Below are 20635 nucleotides of genomic sequence, written 5' to 3'. Positions count from 1 at the left end.
CACGGCAGGTCAAGGCGTGGTGGCCATGCCGATTTGATCTGGACGTGTCCGGCCTGCTTCGCTATGTCGTCGGGGCGTGCCCAAGTGGCGGAATGGTAGACGCAGGGGATTCAAAATCCCCCGCCTTCGGGCGTGCCGGTTCGAGTCCGGCCTTGGGTACCAAAGACTGGATGCACCGGTCTTTCCGCTTCATTCGAACAAGCGTCGTCCCTTCCCAGCAACCGCGCCGCGGCGTCGGCGATCCGCCCGCGCAACCAAGCGTGCAAGGCCGAGGCGTGGGTGCGGGGCGTCCATTGCAGGTCGATCGAGATCTCGGCGCGGACGGGGCAGGGGACGACGGCAATCTCGGGGCCGAACACCCGGGCGATGCGGCGCGGGACGGTGGCGATCATGTCGGTTCCGGCCAGGATCGCCGGCAGGTTGGCGGGGCTTGGCACCTCGATCACCGTGTTGGGGCGGCGTCCCAGCGCCTCGAGCTCGATCAGGAAACGCGACCGGAAGCTGCCGCCATAGTTCACCACCACCTGCGGCGCGGCGGCATAGGCATCCAGGCTGAGCGGACGGTTTGCCAACGGGTTTGCGGGGTCGAGGATGCAGACGTAATCCTCGGAAAACAGGGTGCGACGGTAATATCCCGCCTCTTCCAGCCGGATCGGGCCGATCAGCATGTCGCTTTCGCCGCGGATCAGCTGGTCGCGCCCGCGCACCTGGCTTGGGATCACGTTCAGCCGCAGGCCCGGCGCGTCGCGCCGGAGCCCCTTGATCAGTTCCGGCAGGATCGTCACCCGTTCATAATAGTTGCACGAGATCACGACGTTCTGGCTGACCCTGGTCGGGTCGAACACGCGGGGCGCGGCCAGCGCTTCGAATTCGTCCAGCATCCGGGCGGTCTGGGCCGCGATTTCAGCGCAGCGTTCGGTTGGTACGATCCCGCCGCCTTGCCGTACGAAAAGCGGGTCGCCGAAAACCTCGCGCAGCCGGGCGATGGTGTAGCTGACGCTGGACTGGCTGATCCCCAACGCTTCTGCCGCGCGGGAAAAAGAACCGTGTGCATGTACCATCTTGAAACAGCGCAGCGCCGCGAAGTCGAGCGTGAACGGATCGGACATGGGTATCCCTATCGAAAATCTTGATATGGATTATCAAATCCATCGGATGGACCAATGTCAAACCACTGGCTACCTTTCCGCCGTTATGACTGGTCTGGGAGGAGCCAAGATGACGACCGCAACGCTGGCCGAAGTGCCCGTCGATACGTCGATCCAGATTCCGCAGCTGCAAAGCGATCCCTATGCCGTGTATCGCCGATTGCGGGCAGAGGCGCCGGTGGTACGGATCCCGGCGATCAAGCGGATCATGCTGACCAAGGCGGCCGACACCAAGCACGTCAAGGAAAACTGGGAGCTGTTTTCCTCGGACGATCCGTTGACGCCGATGAAACGCGCCTTTCTGGCGCACACGCTGATGCGCAAGGACGGGGCCGAACACAAGCGCGAGCGCGACGCCATGGCGCCGGCGTTCAAACCGCGGGTCATCAAGGGGTGCTGGCAACCGCTGTATACGCAGGTGGCGGAAGAGTACGTCGGCCGCCTACCGCGCGGCGAGACGGTGGACCTGTTCACCGACCTTGCCGCGCCCTTTGCCGCGCGCTGCCTGACCCACCTGCTGGGCATTCCCGAAGCCAGCGATGCCGACATGATCCGCTGGTCGCAGACCCTGATCGACGGGGCGGGGAATTTCGGCGGCGTGCCGGAACTGTTCGAGAAATCCGACAAGGCCAATGCCGAGATGGACGCGCTGTTCGATGCGTGCGCCGAACGCGCCAAGGCCGATCCGGATCAGTCGGCGCTGTCGGCCATGGTCAATGCCGACGACCCGATCCCGAAAAGCCAGATCTATTCCAACATCAAGATCGCCATCGGCGGGGGCATCAACGAACCGCGCGACGCGCTGCTGACCATTCTTTACGGGCTGTTCACCAACCCCGACCAGCTGGCGGCCTGCAAGAGCGATGCGCTGTGGGACGCGGCCTTTGAGGAAGGGGTGCGCTGGGTTGCGCCGATCCAGGCCAGTTCGCGTCTGGTGATGGAGGATACCGAGATCCGCGGCCACGCCATCGCCAAGGGCGAGGTGGTGATGACGGTCCAGGCCTCGGCCTGCCGGGATGAGGACCTGTACGACGACCCCGAAAGCTTCAACATCTTCCGGCCCAAGGCCCCGCACCAGGCCTTTGGCAACGGGCCGCATTTCTGCCAGGGCACGCATATCGCCCGGCGGATGCTGGCGCAGATCATGCTGCCGATGCTGTTCGACCGGTTCCCGAACATGACGCTGCCCGACCCCGAGGTGGTGAAGTTCTGGGGCTTCGGATTCCGCGGGCCGCTGAGCCTGCCGGTCACACTGAACTAAGACTAACGCGCTAAGAACAGGGAGGAAAACCAATGAAACGACGCAGTCTTCTGCATACAATGGCGGCCGCTGCACTGGCACTGGGCACATCCGGTACCATCGCTGCGGCGCAAGAGGTGACGCTGCGGCTGCACCAGTTCTTGCCGCCGCCCGCCACGGTGCCCAAGCACATCCTGAAACCCTGGGCCACCAAGGTCGAAGAGGCCACCGGCGGCAAGTTGAAGATTCAGCATTTCGACGCCATGGCGCTGGGCGGCACGCCGCCGGGGCTGATGGATCAGGCGATTGATGGCGTGGCGGATATCATCATGACCGTTGTGGGCTATACACCCGGCCGTTTCCCGCGGACCGAGGTGTTTGAACTGCCGTTCATGATGACCGACCCGGTCGCCACATCGCAGGCGTTTCAGGAACTTGTCGAAACCGATCTGCAAAACAACGAGTTCAAGGATGTGAAAGTGCTGGGGGCCTGGGTTCACGGCCCGGGCGTGATCCATGCCTCGCGTCCAGTCGAAAAGCTGGCAGACCTCGAGGGTCTGAAGGTGCGCGGCCCGACCCGGATCATCTCTGACATGCTGAACGAGCTGGGCGCGACCCCCGTCGGCATGCCGCTGCCCGCCATCCCCGAGGCGCTGTCCAAGGGTGTGGTCGACGGCACCGTGATCCCGTGGGAGGTGACGCCCTCGATCAAGCTGACCGAACTGGTCGACAACCACACCGAGATCACCGGCGATGAGGCGCTGTATACCGCGACCATCGTCATGGTGATGAACAAGGCCAAGTACGAAAGCCTGCCCGACGATATCCGCGCCGCGATCGACGCGGAATCGGGGCAGAAGCTGGCAACTTTCGCCGCGCAGGTGATGTATGACTATGACAAGCCGGGCCGCGATATCGCGGTGGCGGCAGGCAACAACATCATCCAGCTGCCGCCCGAGGAAGTCGCCCGGTTCAAGGCCGCGGCCCAGCCGGTGATCGGCCGTTGGGTCGCGGACATGGAAAGCAAGGGCATCGACGGTGCGGCGCTGATCGAAACCGCGAAGGCGCTGATCGCCAAGCACGGCGGCTGAGCCTGGATCACACAAGTGACGCGCGCCGCGGTGGTCCCGCGGCGCGCGTTTTCGATCTCTGCAAGGCGGGTCAGCCCACCTGCCGCCCGCGGCTCCAGACGCCGCGCAGCACCGGAGTGCCGCCGATCTGACCCACCCGCAGCACATCTGCGCGCAGCCCGACCTCCAGCCGGCCGCGGTCGGCCAGGCCGGTGACGCGGGCGGGTGTTTCGGTCACGGTGCGGATCGCGCGGGGCAGGTCGCCCCACAGCTCTGCCAGCCGGAACGCCGACATCAGCAGCGCCGAGGGCACGTAATCCGAAGAAATGATGTCCAGAAGGTCGAACTCTGCCAGCGCCAGCGCCGAGACATTGCCGGAATGCGACCCGCCCCGGATGATGTTGGGCGCGCCCATCATGATCGCGATGCCCTGTTCGCGGCAGGCCTCTGCGGCCTCGACCGTGGTCGGAAATTCCGCAAAGCCAACCCCGTTGCGATGCGAGGTGACGACCTGTTCGGCGGTGGTGTCGTCATGGCTGGCCAGCACCGCGCCCAGCCGTTTTGCTTCGGTCACCGCGCCGGTCTCGTGCCGCGCGCCGAATTTCTGTTGCAGCCCGGTCAGGTGGCTGACGTGGTCTGCAAATTCCGCATCGGTCATCCCGCGTTTCTTGGTGGCATAGACCTTGAGCTTGGAAATGTCGCGGAACTGCCGCTGCCCCGGCGTGTGATCCATCAGGCTGACGATGCCGACGCGGTCCTCGGGGCCGAATTCCGCCAGTTCCTCGAGCAGCGTTTCGGAACAGATCTCCGCCCGCAGGTGCAGGAAATGGCTGATCCGCAGCGCGCCGCTGTCGCGCACCTGCAGGATTTCCGACGCCACCGCGCGGGCGTATTTTTCATACTTGCCCTTGCCGGTGTGGATCGAGCCCACGCGCAGCGCGTCGAACACGGTGGTGATCCCGGTCGAGGCCAGTTCGCCATCATGGGCCAGGATCGCCGACAGATGCGGCCACGTCACCTCGGGGCGGGGCTCCATATGGCGTTCCAGGTTGTCGGTGTGCAGCTCGATCAGTCCGGGCGTGATGTGATCGCCCGCGCAGTCGATCGCGCCGGCGGGCACCGCGGTGCCCTCGCCGATCTCTGCGATCAGCCCGTCCTGCAACACGATCCAGCCGGGGCTGACCCGGTCGCTGAACACCAGACGGGCATTGGCAAGGCAGGTTGTCCCTGACATGAAACTGTCGTCAACCGGGTGCAAAGAGGCCGAAGAAATCGGAGAGTTCATGTCAGACTATTCCCGTTATGCTTTGTACTTCCTGCCTGAACCCGGCCCCTTGGCCGATTTCGGGGCAAAGTGGCTGGGCTGGGATGCGCAGGCCGCGCAGGTATGCAAGCCCTATGCTCTGCCCGACTGGGATGACATCACGATGACACCCCGCAAATACGGTTTCCACGCGACGCTGAAACCGCCGTTCCGGCTGACGCCGGGGCAGGGCGCCAAGGCCCTTGCCGCCGCCGTGGCCGATCTGGCGGCGCACACCGCGCCGGCACAGGCCGACGGCCTTGCCCTGACCCGTCTGGGCAGTTTCCTTGCGCTGACACCGCTGGGCGATGCGTCCGAGATCGGCCGCGTTGCCAGCGCCTGCGTCACCGGGCTCGACCGGTTCCGCGCCCCCCCGACCGAGGCAGAGCTGGAGCGTCGCCGCAAATCCCGCCTGTCCCCCGCGCAAGAGGCCCATCTGACACGGTGGGGCTATCCCTACGTGCACGACCAGTTCCGCTTTCACATGACCCTGTCGGGACGGCTTCCCGCCGACCGGCTGGCGGCGGTCGAAACCCACCTCAACGCCCATCTGCCGCCGCTGCCCCGGCCTTTCCGGCTGGACAGCGTCTGCCTGCTGGGCGAACGCGCCGACACGCGGTTCGAACTGATCCACCGCTACACCCTTTCCGGCTGAAGCAGGCGCAGCGCCCGCGCGACGGTGTCGTCCAGCGGGCCGTCGTTGGGCAGGTCCAGCGCCGCGATGCCGGCAGGCAGGCCATGGCCCGCCCGGTCCAGCCGGCGCGCGATCTCCTCGGCGCTTTCCCGTCCGCGCCCGGCCAGCCGCAGCGCCAGCGTTTCGGGCCGCGCGGTGACGTGCAGCACCGTCAACGCCGGGAACAGCGCCTGCGCTTCCGGCAGTACCGCGCGCGACAGGTTGACCATTCGCTCGGCGCCGTCCTGAACGCTGCGCAGCACCTTGACCGGAATGCCGTAAGACAGCCCATGCGCGTCCCAATGCAGGCAGAATCCGCCGGCGTCGCGCAGCCGCGCAAATTCCATTTCGCTGGCGGCGATATGGATTTCGCCGCCCATCTCGCGCGGGCGGGTGATGACCCGTCGAACCGGCCGGATACCCGGCGCTGCCGCCGCAATGCCGGCCATCACGCTGTCCTTGCCCACACCCGATGGCCCGACCACCGCGATCAGACGCCCGTTCATGCTGCGCACCCCGGGGTGAAACCGGTGACGTCGACCGTACGGTCGCACACCCGGTCCCGCGCCGCCGCGTCGTGGAAAATCCCCACGATGGCCGCGCCGCGTGCCTTCGCCGCCTCGATCAGCGACAGCACCACCTCGCGGTTTTTCGCATCCAGCGACGCCGTCGGCTCATCCAGCAACAGCACCGGGTAGGGATGGGCAAAGCCGCGCGCGATGTTCACCCGCTGCTGTTCGCCGCCTGAAAAGGTCGTCGGCGACAGCGACCACAGCGTTTCGGGAATGTTCAGTTGCGTCAAGAGCTCCGCCGCCCGCGCGCGCGCCGCCCCGGCCTCGACGCCCACCGCCCGCAGCGGCTCCGCCACCACGTCCAGCGTCGGCACCCGCGGCACCACCCGCAGGAACTGGCTGACATAGCCCAGCGTCTCGCGCCTGAGCCGGATGATCTCGCGCGGGGCGGCGCGGGCCACGTCGACGCCGGCCACCCGGATCGACCCGCGCTCGGCCAGGTAATTGCCATAGATCATGCGCATCAACGTGGATTTGCCCGCGCCCGAGGCCCCGGTCAGCGCCACGCACGTACCCGGCGACACGCGCAGATGCGCCCCCTCCATCACCCGGATCACCGCGCCACCCTGGTTGTGCAGGGTAAAGGTTTTCGACAGATCCTCGATCTCGATCATCATCTTGCTCCAAATATCCTCGGGGGGTGTGGGGGGCAGACAGCCCCCCACGGCCACGGCTCAAACCTGCAACACGCTGGACACCAGCAACTGGGTATAGCCGTGCTGCGGGTCGTCCAGCACCTGGTCGGTCAGCCCCTGTTCGACCACCCGGCCCGATTTCATCACCATCAGCCTGTCCGCCAGCAGCCGCACCACCGCAAGGTCATGGGTCACGATGATCGCCGACAGCCCCATGTCCCGCACCAGCCCGCGCAACAGGTCCAGCAGCCGCGCCTGCACCGAGACGTCCAGCCCCCCGGTGGGTTCGTCCATGAACACCAGCCGTGGCCCGGTCACCAGGTTGCGCGCGATCTGCAGGCGTTGCTGCATGCCGCCGGAAAAGGTGCGCGGCGCGTCGTCGATGCGGCCGGGGTCGATCTCGACCCGGCTCAGCCAGTCCTCGGCCGTGGCACGGATTCTCCCATAGTTGCGGGCCCCCACGGCCATCAGCCGTTCGCCCACGTTGCCGCCGGCGCTGACCCCCATCCGCAGCCCGTCGCGGGCATGCTGATGGACAAAGGCCCAGTCGGTGCGGCCCAGCATCCGTCGTTCCGGTTCGGACATCGCAACCGTGTCGCGCGGGCCATCGGCCCGGGTATCGAAAATCACCTGTCCGGTATCCGGCACAAGGTGCCCTGCCATGCAGTTCAGCAGGGTGGACTTGCCCGAGCCGGATTCGCCCACGATGCCCATGACCTCGCCGGGGTACAGGTCAAAGGACACCCCGGCGCAGCCGATATGCGCGCCATAGGTCTTCGACAGGTCCTGCACAGACAGCAGCGGGCGCGGGTCGCTTTCGTGCAGGGGGCCGGCCGCGCGCCAACCCTGCGGCGACGGCGCCGGCTGCGCGGTGTGATGGGAGGGGTGCGTCATGCGGCATCCTTTCCGCGAAAGCCCTGCGCCTGCCGGGCCTCGCAATAATCGGTATCGGAACAGACGAACATCCGGCCGCCCGCGTCGTCCACGATGACCTCGTCAAGATAGCTGTCCTCGGCCCCGCACAGCCCGCAGGGATGCGGCGCTTTCGACGGGTCGAACGGGTGATCCTCGAAATCGAGGCTGACCACTTGCGTGTGGGGGGGCAGCGCATAGATGCGCTGCTCGCGCCCCGCGCCAAACAACTGGATCGCGGCAGTGCCCGACAGTTTCGGGTTGTCGAATTTCGGGATCGGCGACGGGTCCATCACATAGCGCCCCTCGACCATCACCGGATAGGCGTAAGAGGTCGCGATATGGCCGTGGCGGCTGATGTCCTCGTAAAGCTTGACGTGCATCAGCCCGTAGTCTTCCAGGCTGTGCATCTTGCGCGTTTCGGTCTCGCGCGGTTCGAGAAACCGCAGCGGTTCCGGGATCGGCACCTGGTAGACAAGGATCTGTCCCTCGGCCAGATCGGTTTCGGGGATGCGGTGGCGGGTCTGGATCACCGTTGCCTCAGTCGTCTTCGTGGTTGTCGCCACCCCGGCGGTGCGTTCGAAGAACGACCGGATCGAGACCGCGTTGGTGGTGTCGTCGGCGCCCTGGTCGATGACCTTGAACCGGTCCTCGGGGGTCAGGACGGCCGCCGACACCTGCACGCCGCCGGTGCCCCAGCCGTAGGGCATGGGCATTTCGCGGCTGGCAAAGGGCACCTGGTAGCCGGGAATGGCCAGCCCTTTCAGGATCGCGCGGCGGATCATCCGCTTGGTCTGTTCGTCGAGATAGGCGAAGTTGTAGGCGTCATCGGTCATGGTCGGATCTCTTCTGCGATGCGCTGCAGGACGGCGGGCAGGTTGCACAGGATATCGTTTTTGCAGAACCGCAGGACGCGGTAGCCCCGGGAGGCAAGATAGGCGTCGCGGGGAGTGTCGTTGGCGTTTTCGGGGTATTGCGCGCCGTCTGCCTCGATCACCAGCTTTTGCGCCGGGATCAGGAAATCGACGATATAGGGGCCGATGGGGGCCTGTCGGCGAACGGAAAGGCCCAGGAAACGATGGGCGCGCAGCTGGTGCCAGAGGCATTTTTCAGCATCGGTCATAGCGTTGCGCAGGGCGCGTTCCCGGGCGGTCTGGATGCCGTCGCGAAAGCGGGCCATGGTTGTTTCCCCCTCCCTGACCCTCCCCCCGCCGGGGGGAGGGGATGCCTTGTGGCAATCTCCGGAGACTGAAAGGCCAGGAGTTAATCCCTGCTTAACCATCCTGCGCAACACGTTCCGTTCCCCGATCCGGGGGAGGGTCAGGGAGGGGAGATATGTCCCGTTCATTCCGCCGCCTCCGGCAACGCCTCTGCCGCCGCCTCGCGGCGCAGCTTGCGCACCAGTTCCAGTTCCGACTGGAAGTCGACATAATGGGGCAGCTTGATGTGTTCCAGGAACCCCGTCGCCTGGATGTTGTCGGCGTGGTAAAGGACGAATTCCGCGTCCTGGGCCGGGGCACCGGTGAATTCCTCGCCCAACTCCTCCCAGCGCAGCGCGCGGTCGACCAGCGACATCGAGATCGCTTTGCGTTCGGTCTGGCCAAAGACAAGGCCATAGCCCCGGGTGAACTGTGGCGGCTCGGTTTTGGAGCCCTTGAACTGGTTCACCGTCTCGCATTCGGTGACCACGATCTCGCCGATCTCGATGGCAAAGCCCAGTTCGGGGATTTCCAGTTCCACCGGCACCGTTCCGATCCGCAGCTCGCCCACGAAGGCATGCGTCCGGCCATAGCCGCGCTGGGTGGAATAGGCCATCGACAGGGTGAACCCTTCGTCGGCGCGGGCCAGCGCCTGCAGGCGCAAGGCACGGTCGGCGGGCAAAGACAGCGGCTCGCGCGTCAGGTCGGGCGGGGGCGTGTCGTCGCGCGGGGCGTCCTCGATCAGCCCTTCGCGGTTCAGGAATTCGGCGACATGCGGCACCGGTCCGGGCGTGGGGTCCCGTTCCGGCGCCGCCTCGGGCGCACCCTCTGCCGCGAGTTTGAAATCCAGAAGGCGGTGGGTATAGTCGAACGTCGGTCCCAGAACCTGCCCGCCCGGAAGGTCCTTGAACGTGGCTGAAATACGCCGGTCGCAGGCCATTTCGGCGGTGTCGACCGGGTTGGAATGACCAAAGCGCGGCAGCGTGGTGCGATAGGCGCGGATCAGGAAGATCGCCTCGATCAGGTCGCCGCGTGCCTGCTTGATCGCCAGCGCGGCCAGGTCGGGATCGAACAACGACCCTTCGGCCATGACCCGGTTGACGGCCAGTGCCAGCTGTTCGCGGATCTGGGCGATGGACAGCTCGGTGACAGAGGTGTCGCCGCGGCGTTCCTCGGCCAGCCAGGCATGGGCATTGTTGATGGCGCGTTCGCCACCTTTGACAGCGACATACATCAGGCGTCCTCCGCTTCGGTGACCCGCGTGCTGCGGGGCAGGGCGGCGAGCCTGTCGCCGCAGGTCAGGATGAAATCCAGCCCCAGCGGGAAGCACGCGGCGTTCTGCCGGAACGGCGTTATGTCAGGCAGGGACAGCGTGGCGCTGTCCTTGATGCCGGGGCCGCGCAGGATCGGGCCGGTGTTGGAAAGCTCTGACAGCGCGACGATCAGCGTGGCAGAGCGGTCGGGATACTCGGGCGTGCCGACGGGATACGCGGTCAGCGGCAACAGCGCCGCCCAGTCCCCCACCGCAAACGTGCAGTCTGCGGGGCCCACGACCGGCGCGCCGGTGTGGAAGGCCAGCCAGGTCCGGACAGCTGCGCAATCGACGTCGCCGGCCAGGTGCACCGGTGTTTCGGCGTCGCAGAGCGTCAGCAGCACGGCACCGGCGGCGGGCGAGAGCGGGGCGGGCGGCCTTGCCCCGGAAACGGCCGTGATCGTGCCCGGTTGTGCCATGGCGGTCATCACCGCGCGAAAGGCGTGCGCGGCGTCGATGGCCGGTGTGGCGAAGCCGCCGTCGAGGGCATCGTTTTGCATCAGTCCTCTCCCCGTACCATGGTGAAGAAATCGACCTTGGTCGCCGCGGCCTTGGCGGCGCGGGTCGCCTTGGCGGTTTCCTGTTCGGCGTGCAGCGGGTCCAGCACGGCTGCGCGCAGCCGCCCCGCGTGGTCGGTCTGCATCAGCGCATCGACCAGCGCCGCGGCCTCGGCGCAGGGTTTGCTGCGGCCCTGGATATAGGCGTGGCCGACCTCGCCTGTGATCAGCCGCAAGGCGCAGCGGGTCACGGTCATTTCCCCCAGGTTGAACGGCGCGCCGGTGCCCCCCGCGCGCCCCCGGACCATGACGCTGCCCACTTCGGGTGCGCGCAGCCAGTCGAAGCCGGGGCGTGCCATGGCAGCATCCAGCAGGGCGGCGACGCGCCCTGCCGGGGCCTTGGCCATCAGGCCCATCCATGCCTTGCGGGCCTCATTCGGGTCTGTCGTGTCTTTCATCTCGACAACTTTTCCGGATACTATACAACTATACACATTATGTCAGAAACGCCTTTGGGGCGCGAGTCGGGATTTGTGAATTTTGGGTAACAAGACGCCGCTTTGGGCCGCCATCGCGCGGGAGCTGAAAGAGGATCTCGCCGAGGGGCGCTATGCCCCCGGTGACAAGCTGCCGACCGAGGCGGCGCTGGCGGACCGGTTCGGCGTAAACCGCCACACGGTGCGGCACGCGCTGGCGGGGTTGGTCGCGGACGGGGTGGTGCGGACGCGGCGCGGATCGGGGGCCTTTGTCGCGGCAAGACCCACCGACTATCCCATTGGCCGGCGGGTCCGGTTCACCGAAAACCTGCGCCGCGCCGGGCGTTTGCCGGGGCGCGAGGGGTTGGGACTTGAGGTACGGGCCGCAACCGGTGGAGAGGCGACGGTGCTGCACATCGCCACCGGAGACCGGGTGCTGGTCAGTCATGGGCTGTCGACGGCGGATGGCCAGCCGCTGGGCCTGTCGGAATCGCTCTATCCGCTGGATCGCCTGCCGGGGCTGCAGGACGCCTTGGCCAAGGGGCAGGGCGTGACCCAGGCGCTGCAGTCGGCCGGGGTGGCGGATTACACCCGCGCCTCGACCCGGATCACCGCCGTCGTGGCCAGTGCGACGCAGGCGGTGCGATTGCAGGTGCAGGAAGGCGCGCCGTTGCTGAAGACCACGGCGCTGAACGTCGATCCCGATGGTGTGCCGGTGGAATACGGCCGGACGTGGTGGGCCGGGGACCGTCTGACCCTGACGCTGGAGGACTAGGCACGCGCCGCGCTCAGGCCGAGATTTCTTCGCCAGGGTCGGCCGCGACGCCTTCGTACTTTTCCAGGAATGCCTCGGCGCTCAGGCTGCGGAAATCCGGCAGGGCCTGTCGCAGCGCATCATGCGACCAGTCCCACCACGCCAGCGCGATCAGTCGGTCCGCGATCCGCGCCGGCTGCCGCAGGCGCAACACCTTGGCCGGGGTGCCCGCAACGATGGTGTAGGGAGCCACGTCCTTTGTTACGATGGCTCCCGAGGCGACAACCGCACCGTGCCCGAGTGTCACCTCTGGCTTGATCATTGCACCGTGACCGATCCAGGTGTCATTGCCGATAAAGGCCCGGCGCGACTGGCGATGGGCAAAGAACGCGTCGTCCCGCGTGGCATCGTCCCAATAGTCGTCCGAGCGATAGAGGAAGTGATGGCAGGCGGCGGTGTCCAGCGGGTGATCGGTGGCCCCGATCCGGGTCGCGCTGGCGATGTTGGCGAACTTGCCGACGCTGGTATTGGCGATATCGGCATTGCGGTCGCAATAGGCATAGTCGCCAAAGCAGGAATGCTGGATCCGGCTGCCCCGCCCGACGGCGCAATAGGCGCCAAAGGTGCTGTCGACAATCTGGCAATCGACGTCGATCACCACCTCTGGCCCAAGCCGAGCCATCACTGCCCGTCCTTCTTGCCGATCAGGCGACCGCGCAGTTTGCCCGAGGCCCAGTCCATCATCATTACCATCAGGATCACGAGGATAATGTAATAGGCGACCTCTTCCCAGTCCTTCTGGGTCTGCATCGCCTGCGTCAGCATCAGACCGATGCCGCCGCCGGTGATCGCACCGATAATCGTGGCGCTGCGGGTGTTGGATTCCAGGAAATACAGCACCTGGGACAGCAGCACCGGCACCACCTGCGGGATCACCCCGAACCGATAGCGTTGCAACGGTTTCGCGCCGGTGGAACTGACGCCCTCGATTTGCTTTTCATCCACGTTTTCCAGCGCTTCCGAGAAGATCTTGCCAAAGGTGCCGGTGTCGGTGACCAGGATCGCCAGCGCGCCGGTCAGTGGACCGGGGCCAAAGGCGCGGGCCAGCACCACGGTCCAGATCAGCGCGTCGACGCCTCGGACAAAGTCGAACAGGCGGCGCATGGCAAAGCGCAGCGCCATCACCGGGGCAAACCGTTTCGCCGCCATGAAGGCCAGCGGCAAGGCAATCATCGCCGCGCCCATGGTGCCCAGGAACGCCATCAGGATCGTTTCACCAATCGCCCAGGCCACGTCCTTGTGCCGCCACATGGCATTGTTCCAGAAATCGTGCCACGCGCCCACGATGTTGCTGCGGGTCGGGTCGATCCTGTCCCCGAACAGGATCGCGGTCAGGGACTGGCCAAGATAGGGGCTGTCGAAGGTGAAGAAGAACAGCTCCCACCCCGGGAAATAGTTGAAGATCTCGGTCTTGGTGCCGGTGATGGTCACGCGCCCTTCGGGCGTGGTGATCGCGACCCGGCGCGACGAGGCGTTGATCCAGTCCGGCAGGTCGTCACCCAGGTTGGTGGTGACGGTGCGGCCGTCGACCCGCGCGTCGATGGTGCCGAAGCCGGGCACGACGACTTCGGTCACGTTGTCCGGCAGCAGGGTGACGATATGACCCTTGCCCAGATCGACCGAGACCACCGCGTCGCCACTGACCCAATCGGGGCGCAGGCCCTCGGGGTAGGCGCCCTTGCGCTCGCCCTCGACGGCATAGGCGATCTGGCCCGAGCGGTTGTCGCGGGTGACATGGACCTTGTAGGACCAGCTGTCGGACGCCAGCGTGACCGCGTTGTTCCAGTTGGCGCGTTGCGCGAGGCCGGGAATGTCGAAGGCGAAGAAAATATAGAAGAAATAGACAAGGATCAGCGCGGGCAGGGCAAAGGCCACACGTTTCTTGCGGGAAAACAGCCGGTCGGCACCGGACTTGGCAAGGCTCAGTTCGGCGGTGCTCATGCGGTGTGTCCTTCGGTCAGCTTGTTGCGATAGCGGCTGGAGACCTGGTCGAACAGGACGATCGTGCCGAACAGCAGGATGAAGATTGCCGCCGCCTCGTCGAACCGGCCCGGCCCCCAGGCCATGGCGTTGCGCAATTCGTAGCCAAGGCCCCCGGCGCCGACGAAGCCCAGGATGGCCGAGGCGCGGATGTTGATTTCGAACCGCAGCAGCGCATAGCTGAGGTAGTTCGGCGCCACTTGCGGCAGCACGCCCAGCCACATCTTCTGGGTCCAGGTCGCGCCAGTCGAGGACAGGCCCTCCACCGGTTTCAGATCGGCGTTTTCGGCAACCTCGGAAAACAGCTTGCCCAAGGCCCCGGCCGTGTGCAGGGAAATCGCGATCATCGCGGGCACCGGCCCGCCACCCAGAACGAAGATCAGCATCAGCGCGATGACGATTTCCGGGACCGCGCGCATCACGTCCATCAGCCGGCGGAACAGCGGGATCAGGCGCGGCCAGCGCGCCAGGCCGCGCGTCGACAGCAGCGACAGCACCAACCCGGCCGCGGCCCCGATCAGGGTCGAGGCGGCGGCGATGTTGATCGTTTCGACCAGCGCGGGCAGGTATTTCAACACCAGCGCCGGAAGATCATACAGCTTTTCCCAGGCCTCGCTCAGCACATCGGCGGGATAGTCGCCGATCCGGTGCAGCCCGTCCCAGAACCCGCCGGCGTTGCGGTCGTCGGCGACCATGAAGCCCGACACCATCAGCAGCGCGAAAATCAGCAGGGTCATGCCACCGTAAAGACGACGGCGCTGGACCTGCGCCATATAGCTGGACTGGATGGCGTCCACGCTTTGCGGGCCGGAAAGGGAGGTGTCGGTCATAGGGAAATCCAGATGACGGCCGCCCCCTCACCCCGGCCCTCTCCCCCAAGACGGGGGAGAGGGAGCGGCGCGGGAGGGCGGCCGGAAGAATTTGCCCCCTCCGGTCGGGACGGGGCGCGGTTCGGTGCGGGATCAGCCGCCGATCTTGGCCTTGCGGGCGCCGATCACGGATTCATAGGTTTCATGCGTGACCGGGATGAAGCCCAGGGTTTCGCCTGCGGCGACACCATAGGTGCAGTCCGGATCCTTGGCATGCAGGCCTTCGACCAGCGCGGTCATGGTTGCCTGAACGTCCGCCGGCAGGGCCTTGCGCAGAACGACGGGGCCTTCGGGGATGACCTTGGATTTCCAGATTTCGACCAGGTCGTTCATGTCGATCAGGCCCGCGTCGACGGCCTTGCGCAGCGCGCCCGAGTTGTAGCCGTCTTCCCAGTTGCCCTGGCCGTCGGCCCAGGTCACGCCGGCGTCGATGTCGCCGTTGTAGACCGCGACGATGGTCTGTTCGTGGCCGCCGGTGAACTTGACCTCGCCGAAATAGTCGCCCGACTCCATCGAATGGCCGGTCAGCGCCGGGATCTCGATCGACGGGATCAGGTAGCCCGAGGTCGAGTTCGGGTCGCCGAAGCCGAACACCTTGCCCTTGACGTCCGACAGCGCGGTGATGCCGCTGTCCTTGCGGGCAAAACCGATCGAGTGATAGCCGATCGAGCCGTCCATGTTCTGCTTGACCAGCACCGGCACGACGGCCTCGGGGTCTTGCAGATAGGTGGCGGCATAGGACGACGCGCCCAGCCAGGCCATGTCGAGCGTGCCGCCCAGCAGGCCCTGGATCACGCCGTTATAGTCGGCGGGGGCGAACAGCTTCACCTCTAGGCCCAGGGCTTCCTTGGTATAGTCGGCCAGGCACTGGTAGCTGTTCAGACGGTCCTGGGCGTTTTCGCCGCCAAGGATGCCGATACGGAATTCGGTGATTTCCTGTGCCTGGGCCACGCTCACCAGAGCGGTGGTGGCCAGGACGAATGCGAGGGTCTTTTTCATCAGTTTCTCCGTCGATGAAGATGGCCCGCAAGACTTGCGGAGGGTTGCTGGATCAGGCCGGCACGAAGGCGGTCCGGGTCCGGTCCAGGGTTTCGATGGCGGTCGAGGTGGCGGCTTCGGAAAATTCCGCACCGGCGCCATAGATGTCGCGGGCAACGCCCGTGGTCAGTTGTTCGGGGGTGCCGTCAAAGACGATGCACCCATCGCGCATCCCGATCACCCGGTCGCAATAGCGCCGCGCGGTGTCGAGCGTGTGCAGGTTGGCAACAACCATGCGCCCGTCTTCTTCGTGGATGCGGCGCAGGGCGTCCATCACGATCTGGGCGTTCATCGGGTCGAGGCTGGCGATGGGCTCGTCCGCCAGAATCATCGCCGGGTCCTGCATCAGGGCGCGTGCAATCGCCACGCGCTGCTGCTGGCCGCCCGACAGCGCCTCGGCCCGTTTCGGGGCCTGTTCGGCGATGCCCAGACGGTCGAGGATCTCGATCGCCTTGTGAATGTCGTCCTGCGGGAACAGGTTGAACATGGTGGCCAGGGTCGAGCGGCGGTTGAGCGTGCCGTGCAGCACGTTCGACACCACGTCCATGCGGGGCACCAGATTGAATTGCTGAAAGATCATCGCGCAGCGCGACTGCCACTGGCGCTTTTCCGCGCCTTTGAGCTGTGTCACGTCCTGCCCGTCGAACACGATCCGGCCTTCGGACGCATCCGCCAGGCGGTTGATCATCCGCAACAGCGTGGATTTGCCTGCGCCCGACCGCCCGATGATGCCAACCATGGCCGGTTGGTCGATGGTGAACGTGGCCGTATCAACGGCCTTCTTGTCACCAAAACGTTTGGTCAGTTGTTCAATGCGCAGCATCAGTCACCCCCAGGATTTCTGCGGCGGTGCTATTGGCCGGGAGCATCAGTTTCGTGACGGTTGCGAGTCTGTTTGGTGACAGCTTCGCAAAGGTTCTGTGACAGTGTTCGGCGCGTGCCCGTTGGTTGTGCTGGGTGACAGGTTCGGACGCACGCCCGCAAGCGTCGGCAGTGGCGGGACATTTTTATCCGAAATGTCATAAAAGTGTTACAGGCGGGCGAATCTGCGCTACTCTGACCCCATGAAAGCGTTTCCTGCCCTCTGTTTTTCCGCTGCTTTGGCCACAGGTCCCGCCGTCGCGGACATCTCGGACGTCTATTGCGATGCACATGACCGGATCAAAAGCCAGTTGCAGATGCGCATGGGGGCGGAATTGCAGGGGCGCGGCATGCGCGGGCCGGATTCGGTGTTGGAGGTCTGGATCGTGCCGCGCACCGGCGACTGGACGATGGTGCAAAGCTATGCCAACGGTCGGTCCTGCGTTGTCGCCATGGGCGAGGGCTGGGAAGCGCTGACTTTGCCCGATCCGGCCTGACCTAGCCGTCGAGTGTCAGCCTGCCGTCGCATCGCGCGGCGATCCGGCCATGTCTGCGGATGTGGTCCACCAGCAGGTTGCGATAAATCAGCCCGGTGTTCCGTCGCGGCAGTTTCCGCAGGTCGTATCCGGGAAGATCGCCGGGAATGCCGCCCGACAGGGGATCGCCGGTCCAGCGTTCGCCGAAACTGCCCAGCGCAAGATAGGTCGTCATGGCGATGGGGAGCCGCCGGTCCAGCTGCACCGCGATCGGTTGGCCGAACAAGGTGATATCGGTCGCCCGCGCCTCTGCCGCCGTAGCCCCCGGGGCGATGCGATAGCGCAGCGCGCCTGACGTGTGCAGGAACCCGCGCGCGACAAAACCGCCAAGGTCGGTCTGGCCGATTTCCTCGGCGCGCAGCAGGCGTCGCGCGTTCGATTGCAGGATTGCGTACAGGTCTGCGCCGCTGGCCTCGACGATGAAGACCTCGTCGGAATAGGGCATCACGTCGAACCACTGGCCAAAACTGACCGGGCCGGGCGATAGACCCGACAGGATGCTGCCACCGTTCAGAAAGGCAAGCTCGGCCCTGTTCTCGTCGCAGGCGGCAAGTTCGGACACCAGCGCGTCGTTCATGAAATTGGCCAGCGCGCATTCCCGGCAATAGCGGTCGCGGCGGTTGGCCTGCCATGTCAGGTCCTGTCCGACCGCGGTGCCGATCACGTCCTGCATCCGGCGGGTCACCTGGGCGATGATCGGGGCGATGTGGGTGTCTGCAAAGGTCTTGTCGCCCAGCGTCGGATCGTCCGGGATGGCGTGCAGGCGCGCGGTGATGCGGCCGGTCGCCGTGTCGATGCCGATCTCGCCCAGGAACTTGCCGTTGGCCTCGGCCTGCGTGATCGGGATGCCGTGGCGGATGTTCTGCGGGTCCAGCCCGTGTTCGTTCAGCCGGGTATGGGTGTGGGCGCCGATGATGACGGTGGGTTTGCTGGCCAGCCGGCCCGCCGTTTCGGCCAGGGCAAAATCGGCCTCTCCGATATCGCGGGCGACGGCGGCCTTGCCCGACAGGTGGCTGCCATCGCCATAGCCGCAATGCGACAGGACGATCACCACATCCGCCAGTTGGTCGACCAGCGGCAGGATGTTGGTCAGCGCGGCAACCGGGCTGGCCACCTGCAACGTCGGGTCCGATGCCTGGCCGACCCGGGTTTCCACCCGCGTGGTCAGCCCGATGATGCCGACGCGCAGCCCGTTCACCTCTGCGATCAGGGCCGGGAAATAGTGCTGGCCGGGGATCAGGTGCGCCGAGGAATGCACATTGGCGCTGAGCAGCGGAAAGGCCGCGTCGCGCAGCCCCAGCGTCAGTTGCGCAGCCCCGCGGTCGAATTCGTGGTTGCCGATGGCCGCCACGTCCAGCCCGGCGGCCGACAGCGCGCGATAGCCGGGGTCGAGCGTGAAGTCGCTTGCGGTCCAGCCGACCAGTTCGTCCAGTACGGTGCCGGTGTGATCGTCGCCCGCCGACAGGAACAGCACGGCTTCGTCCGGGGCGGCCGCGCTGCGGGCGGCGTTGACACGTTCGACCATCTGCGCCAGCCGCTGCACCGGGGGCGCGTCGCCCGCCAGATCGCAGATATGAGTGTGCATGTCGTTGACATGGAAAACGCGCAGACGCCGGGCAGGGGGGCGGGCCGGCGGGATATCGTCGGGTGTGGTGGCAAAGACCCGTGTCACTGGCCCGGCGGTGAAATCCCCGTCCAGACCGTACAAGTTCCGGGCAGACCCGTCCGGATTGGCGGCGATCCGCCGGATCCGCGCGCCGGGGCCATCGGGGGTCAGGGCGATGACGCGGGTCAGGTCACGGTCCGGCATCGCTGGTCAGACCGCGGCGGCGGTCACTTCGACCTCGACTTTGAATTCGGGCCGGGTGAACCCCGACACGATCACCAGCGTCGAGGCGGGCGGCTGCGCCACATCGGCCAGCCAGGCATCGCGGGCGGCCATGTAACCTGCCATATGCGCCCGGTCGGTGACGAAGGCGTTGATGCGGATCACGTCGGCGGGGCCCATCCCGGCCTCTGCCAGGATGGCGGTGATATTGCCAAAGCAGATTGCCGCCTGGTCTTGCGGGTCGTCTGGGATTTGATCGTCGGGCGTGATCCCCAACTGCCCCGAGGTCACCACCAGCCGCGCCCCGGCGGGCGCTTCGATCCCGTGTGCATAACGGGCGAAAGGCGGGCGGATCGAGGCGGGCGTGAGGCTGCGCATTTGTTTGACTTTCCGGGGTTTGGTGGCTGGCAAACGGGCTTTGCACGATCTTGGCCGCGCCCGGGCATCGGGCCAAGGGCTTTCCCGGGCGCACGATTTTGTTGGCGCAGGATTGGGCGAATGCCGGAATTAATGGCGAAAAAACGGGCATTCAGCCTTTGCCAGACCCGCCGCAGCGTCGAATCGCGCGCAGGTTCAGTTTGGGTTTTTACCGTTTGGTCATCTGATGACCCATGGGGAGCCCATTCATGAACCGCGCCGTACTGACTGCATCTGTCTTTCTTGCCGCCTCTCCCGCGCTTGCGCTGGAAGAGGTGAGCTTTGGTACCAACTGGGTGCCCGAAGCCGAACATGGCGGCTATTATCAGGCCGCCGCCGACGGCACATACGAGGCCTGTGGCCTGAAGGTGACCATCGTTCCCGGCGGCCCGCAAGTGAACAACCGCGCCCTGCTGATGGCCGGCAAGCTTGATTTCAACATGTCGGGCAATCTGCTGTTGCCGTTCAACGCGGTCGAACAGGGCATCCCGTTGAAGGTCGTGGCGGCGCATTTCCAGAAGGAACCGCAGGTCATTCTGACCCATCCCGGCAAGGTGGCCAGCTTCGAAGAACTGACAACGCTGCCGAAGCTGTTCATCGGCGATAATGGCTATCAATCCTACTACCAGTGGATGATCACCGAATTCGGCTTCAAACCCGAAGCGCGCGTGCCCTATACCTTCAACCCCGGCCCGTTCATCGCCGACCCGGATTCGGGCCAGCAGGGCTATATCACCTCGGAACCCTTCGCGATCGAGCGGGAAGGCGGCTTCAAACCCGATATCTGGGTGATCGCGGACGAGGGCTTCAACACCTATGCCACGCTGGTCGAGGTCATGCAGGACACGCTGGACACCAAGCCCGAGGTGGTGAAGTGCTTTGTCGAAGGCTCTGCCATCGGTTGGGCGAACTACCTTTACGGCGATCCGACCCTGGGCAACGCGCTGATCCGCGAACAGAACCCGGAAATGAGCCAGGAGCAGATCGACTATTCCATCGTGATGATGCGCGACTATGGCATCGTCGACAGCGGCGACGCGCTGGAATACGGCATCGGCGCCATGACCGAGGCAACGATCACCAGCTTCTATGACAAGATGGTCGCCGCCGGTGTCGTGGCCGCGGGGCTGGACCTGTCCAAGGTCTATTCGCTGGATTACGCCAACACCGGCGCGGCGATCCCGGTCAAGAAGAAGCTGCTGGGCGAGTAACCCTTGTGACGACGCAAGAAACGGGCGCGGCGGATCCTTCCGCC

The 20635-nt window shown here is 65.7% G+C and carries 22 protein-coding genes, 1 tRNA gene and 1 pseudogene; 7 read left to right on the top strand and 17 right to left on the bottom strand.

The window, feature by feature from the left end; all coding sequences use genetic code 11:
• Positions 1-78 precede the first annotated feature (78 nt).
• Positions 79-162, top strand: a tRNA-Leu gene (locus VK792_RS14950).
• Positions 163-290: 128 nt separating this feature from the next.
• Here the strand turns inward: VK792_RS14950 and VK792_RS19530 are convergent.
• Positions 291-1061, bottom strand: a pseudogene (locus tag VK792_RS19530) (LysR family transcriptional regulator); the annotation flags it as partial.
• 157 nt (positions 1062-1218) lie between these two features.
• Here VK792_RS19530 and VK792_RS14940 point away from each other — a divergent pair.
• On the top strand, positions 1219-2409 hold the full coding sequence (locus VK792_RS14940) for a cytochrome P450 (RefSeq protein WP_326298461.1): 1191 nt from the start codon (positions 1219-1221) through the stop codon (positions 2407-2409).
• A 32-nt stretch (positions 2410-2441) separates the two neighbouring features.
• Positions 2442-3479, top strand: coding sequence for a TRAP transporter substrate-binding protein (locus VK792_RS14935; RefSeq protein WP_326298460.1), 1038 nt, complete (start codon positions 2442-2444; stop codon positions 3477-3479).
• A 70-nt stretch (positions 3480-3549) separates the two neighbouring features.
• Here VK792_RS14935 and VK792_RS14930 read toward each other — a convergent pair whose 3' ends face one another.
• Positions 3550-4692 carry an alpha-D-ribose 1-methylphosphonate 5-triphosphate diphosphatase gene (locus tag VK792_RS14930; protein WP_326298458.1) on the bottom strand — a complete coding sequence of 381 codons (1143 nt, stop codon included), beginning with the start codon at positions 4690-4692 and terminating at the stop codon, positions 3550-3552.
• Here VK792_RS14930 and VK792_RS14925 point away from each other — a divergent pair.
• Positions 4691-5416 carry a DUF1045 domain-containing protein gene (locus tag VK792_RS14925; RefSeq protein WP_326298457.1) on the top strand — a complete coding sequence of 242 codons (726 nt, stop codon included), beginning with the start codon at positions 4691-4693 and terminating at the stop codon, positions 5414-5416. The genes VK792_RS14930 and VK792_RS14925 overlap by 2 nt on opposite strands.
• Here the strand turns inward: VK792_RS14925 and phnN are convergent.
• From phnN to phnG, 8 genes are all read right to left on the bottom strand, one after another.
• Positions 5398-5940 (bottom strand): phosphonate metabolism protein/1,5-bisphosphokinase (PRPP-forming) PhnN, encoded by a 543-nt coding sequence (gene phnN, locus VK792_RS14920; RefSeq protein ID WP_326298455.1) that lies wholly within the window; start codon positions 5938-5940, stop codon positions 5398-5400. The genes VK792_RS14925 and phnN overlap by 19 nt on opposite strands.
• A complete protein-coding gene (gene phnL, locus VK792_RS14915) occupies positions 5937-6620 on the bottom strand; it encodes a phosphonate C-P lyase system protein PhnL (protein ID WP_326298479.1) in 684 nt (227 codons plus the stop codon). The genes phnN and phnL overlap by 4 nt, the downstream gene beginning before the upstream one ends.
• 60 nt (positions 6621-6680) lie before the next feature.
• Positions 6681-7535 carry a phosphonate C-P lyase system protein PhnK gene (gene phnK / locus VK792_RS14910; protein WP_326298453.1) on the bottom strand — a complete coding sequence of 285 codons (855 nt, stop codon included), beginning with the start codon at positions 7533-7535 and terminating at the stop codon, positions 6681-6683.
• Positions 7532-8389 (bottom strand): alpha-D-ribose 1-methylphosphonate 5-phosphate C-P-lyase PhnJ, encoded by an 858-nt coding sequence (locus VK792_RS14905; protein ID WP_326298452.1) that lies wholly within the window; start codon positions 8387-8389, stop codon positions 7532-7534. The genes phnK and VK792_RS14905 overlap by 4 nt, the downstream gene beginning before the upstream one ends.
• Complete coding sequence (locus VK792_RS14900) at positions 8386-8733, bottom strand: endonuclease domain-containing protein (RefSeq protein WP_326298450.1); 348 nt, start codon at positions 8731-8733, stop codon at positions 8386-8388. Before VK792_RS14900 ends, VK792_RS14905 begins: the two co-directional genes overlap by 4 nt.
• Positions 8734-8897: 164 nt before the next feature.
• A complete protein-coding gene (locus VK792_RS14895; protein WP_326298448.1) occupies positions 8898-9986 on the bottom strand; it encodes a carbon-phosphorus lyase complex subunit in 1089 nt (362 codons plus the stop codon).
• On the bottom strand, positions 9986-10564 hold the full coding sequence (phnH, locus tag VK792_RS14890) for a phosphonate C-P lyase system protein PhnH (protein ID WP_326298446.1): 579 nt from the start codon (positions 10562-10564) through the stop codon (positions 9986-9988). Before phnH ends, VK792_RS14895 begins: the two co-directional genes overlap by 1 nt.
• Positions 10564-11019, bottom strand: a complete 456-nt coding sequence (gene phnG, locus VK792_RS14885) for a phosphonate C-P lyase system protein PhnG (protein WP_326298444.1) — start codon at positions 11017-11019, stop codon at positions 10564-10566. The genes phnH and phnG overlap by 1 nt, the downstream gene beginning before the upstream one ends.
• A gap of 82 nt (positions 11020-11101) precedes the next feature.
• Here phnG and phnF point away from each other — a divergent pair, with 82 nt between their 5' ends.
• Positions 11102-11812, top strand: a complete 711-nt coding sequence (phnF, locus tag VK792_RS14880) for a phosphonate metabolism transcriptional regulator PhnF (protein ID WP_326298442.1) — start codon at positions 11102-11104, stop codon at positions 11810-11812.
• 13 nt (positions 11813-11825) lie between these two features.
• Here phnF and VK792_RS14875 read toward each other — a convergent pair whose 3' ends face one another.
• The 5 genes from VK792_RS14875 to phnC all read right to left on the bottom strand — a co-directional run bounded on the left by VK792_RS14875 (position 11826) and on the right by phnC (position 16561).
• Positions 11826-12473 (bottom strand): LbetaH domain-containing protein, encoded by a 648-nt coding sequence (locus VK792_RS14875; RefSeq protein WP_326298441.1) that lies wholly within the window; start codon positions 12471-12473, stop codon positions 11826-11828.
• Positions 12473-13792, bottom strand: coding sequence for a phosphonate ABC transporter, permease protein PhnE (gene phnE / locus VK792_RS14870; protein ID WP_326298439.1), 1320 nt, complete (start codon positions 13790-13792; stop codon positions 12473-12475). Before phnE (VK792_RS14870) ends, VK792_RS14875 begins: the two co-directional genes overlap by 1 nt.
• Positions 13789-14661 carry a phosphonate ABC transporter, permease protein PhnE gene (gene phnE, locus VK792_RS14865; RefSeq protein WP_326298438.1) on the bottom strand — a complete coding sequence of 291 codons (873 nt, stop codon included), beginning with the start codon at positions 14659-14661 and terminating at the stop codon, positions 13789-13791. The genes phnE (VK792_RS14870) and phnE (VK792_RS14865) overlap by 4 nt, the downstream gene beginning before the upstream one ends.
• Before the next feature lie 132 nt (positions 14662-14793).
• Positions 14794-15699: a phosphonate ABC transporter substrate-binding protein gene (gene phnD, locus VK792_RS14860; protein ID WP_326298436.1), complete on the bottom strand. Its 906-nt coding sequence runs from the start codon at positions 15697-15699 to the stop codon at positions 14794-14796.
• A 52-nt stretch (positions 15700-15751) separates the two neighbouring features.
• Positions 15752-16561: a phosphonate ABC transporter ATP-binding protein gene (gene phnC, locus VK792_RS14855; RefSeq protein ID WP_326298434.1), complete on the bottom strand. Its 810-nt coding sequence runs from the start codon at positions 16559-16561 to the stop codon at positions 15752-15754.
• A gap of 277 nt (positions 16562-16838) precedes the next feature.
• Between phnC and VK792_RS14850 the strand changes: the two genes are divergently transcribed.
• A complete protein-coding gene (locus VK792_RS14850; RefSeq protein WP_326298432.1) occupies positions 16839-17096 on the top strand; it encodes a hypothetical protein in 258 nt (85 codons plus the stop codon).
• Between the two features lies 1 nt (position 17097).
• Here VK792_RS14850 and VK792_RS14845 read toward each other — a convergent pair whose 3' ends face one another.
• Both VK792_RS14845 and VK792_RS14840 read right to left on the bottom strand, forming a co-directional pair.
• Positions 17098-18945, bottom strand: a complete 1848-nt coding sequence (locus VK792_RS14845; RefSeq protein WP_326298430.1) for a bifunctional metallophosphatase/5'-nucleotidase — start codon at positions 18943-18945, stop codon at positions 17098-17100.
• Positions 18946-18951: 6 nt separating this feature from the next.
• Positions 18952-19341 carry a RidA family protein gene (locus VK792_RS14840; protein ID WP_326298428.1) on the bottom strand — a complete coding sequence of 130 codons (390 nt, stop codon included), beginning with the start codon at positions 19339-19341 and terminating at the stop codon, positions 18952-18954.
• 248 nt (positions 19342-19589) lie between these two features.
• Here VK792_RS14840 and VK792_RS14835 point away from each other — a divergent pair, with 248 nt between their 5' ends.
• Positions 19590-20591, top strand: coding sequence for an ABC transporter substrate-binding protein (locus VK792_RS14835; protein ID WP_326298426.1), 1002 nt, complete (start codon positions 19590-19592; stop codon positions 20589-20591).
• Positions 20592-20635 lie beyond the last annotated feature (44 nt).

It is taken from the genome of Mesobacterium hydrothermale, from assembly GCF_035818635.1.
Classification (GTDB): domain Bacteria; phylum Pseudomonadota; class Alphaproteobacteria; order Rhodobacterales; family Rhodobacteraceae; genus Mesobacterium_A; species Mesobacterium_A hydrothermale.
The sequence above is the reverse complement of the archived record's forward strand: the minus strand, read 5'-3'. Positions and strand labels throughout refer to the sequence as shown.

Bases quoted from the DNA above. Each gene is read 5' to 3' on its own strand.
- VK792_RS14940 (WP_326298461.1), top strand. From the start codon at position 1,219: ATGACGACCGCAACGCTGGCCGAAGTGCCCGTCGATACGTCGATCCAG.
- VK792_RS14935 (WP_326298460.1), top strand. From the start codon at position 2,442: ATGAAACGACGCAGTCTTCTGCATACAATGGCGGCCGCTGCACTGGCA.
- VK792_RS14925 (WP_326298457.1), top strand. From the start codon at position 4,691: ATGAAACTGTCGTCAACCGGGTGCAAAGAGGCCGAAGAAATCGGAGAG.
- VK792_RS14930 (WP_326298458.1), bottom strand. From the start codon at position 4,692: ATGTCAGGGACAACCTGCCTTGCCAATGCCCGTCTGGTGTTCAGCGAC.
- phnN (WP_326298455.1), bottom strand. From the start codon at position 5,940: ATGAACGGGCGTCTGATCGCGGTGGTCGGGCCATCGGGTGTGGGCAAG.
- phnL (WP_326298479.1), bottom strand. From the start codon at position 6,620: ATGATCGAGATCGAGGATCTGTCGAAAACCTTTACCCTGCACAACCAG.
- phnK (WP_326298453.1), bottom strand. From the start codon at position 7,535: ATGACGCACCCCTCCCATCACACCGCGCAGCCGGCGCCGTCGCCGCAG.
- VK792_RS14905 (WP_326298452.1), bottom strand. From the start codon at position 8,389: ATGACCGATGACGCCTACAACTTCGCCTATCTCGACGAACAGACCAAG.
- VK792_RS14900 (WP_326298450.1), bottom strand. From the start codon at position 8,733: ATGGCCCGCTTTCGCGACGGCATCCAGACCGCCCGGGAACGCGCCCTG.
- VK792_RS14895 (WP_326298448.1), bottom strand. From the start codon at position 9,986: ATGTATGTCGCTGTCAAAGGTGGCGAACGCGCCATCAACAATGCCCAT.
- phnH (WP_326298446.1), bottom strand. From the start codon at position 10,564: ATGCAAAACGATGCCCTCGACGGCGGCTTCGCCACACCGGCCATCGAC.
- phnG (WP_326298444.1), bottom strand. From the start codon at position 11,019: ATGAAAGACACGACAGACCCGAATGAGGCCCGCAAGGCATGGATGGGC.
- VK792_RS14875 (WP_326298441.1), bottom strand. From the start codon at position 12,473: ATGGCTCGGCTTGGGCCAGAGGTGGTGATCGACGTCGATTGCCAGATT.
- phnE (WP_326298439.1), bottom strand. From the start codon at position 13,792: ATGAGCACCGCCGAACTGAGCCTTGCCAAGTCCGGTGCCGACCGGCTG.
- phnE (WP_326298438.1), bottom strand. From the start codon at position 14,661: ATGACCGACACCTCCCTTTCCGGCCCGCAAAGCGTGGACGCCATCCAG.
- phnD (WP_326298436.1), bottom strand. From the start codon at position 15,699: ATGAAAAAGACCCTCGCATTCGTCCTGGCCACCACCGCTCTGGTGAGC.
- phnC (WP_326298434.1), bottom strand. From the start codon at position 16,561: ATGCTGCGCATTGAACAACTGACCAAACGTTTTGGTGACAAGAAGGCC.
- VK792_RS14845 (WP_326298430.1), bottom strand. From the start codon at position 18,945: ATGCCGGACCGTGACCTGACCCGCGTCATCGCCCTGACCCCCGATGGC.
- VK792_RS14840 (WP_326298428.1), bottom strand. From the start codon at position 19,341: ATGCGCAGCCTCACGCCCGCCTCGATCCGCCCGCCTTTCGCCCGTTAT.
- VK792_RS14835 (WP_326298426.1), top strand. From the start codon at position 19,590: ATGAACCGCGCCGTACTGACTGCATCTGTCTTTCTTGCCGCCTCTCCC.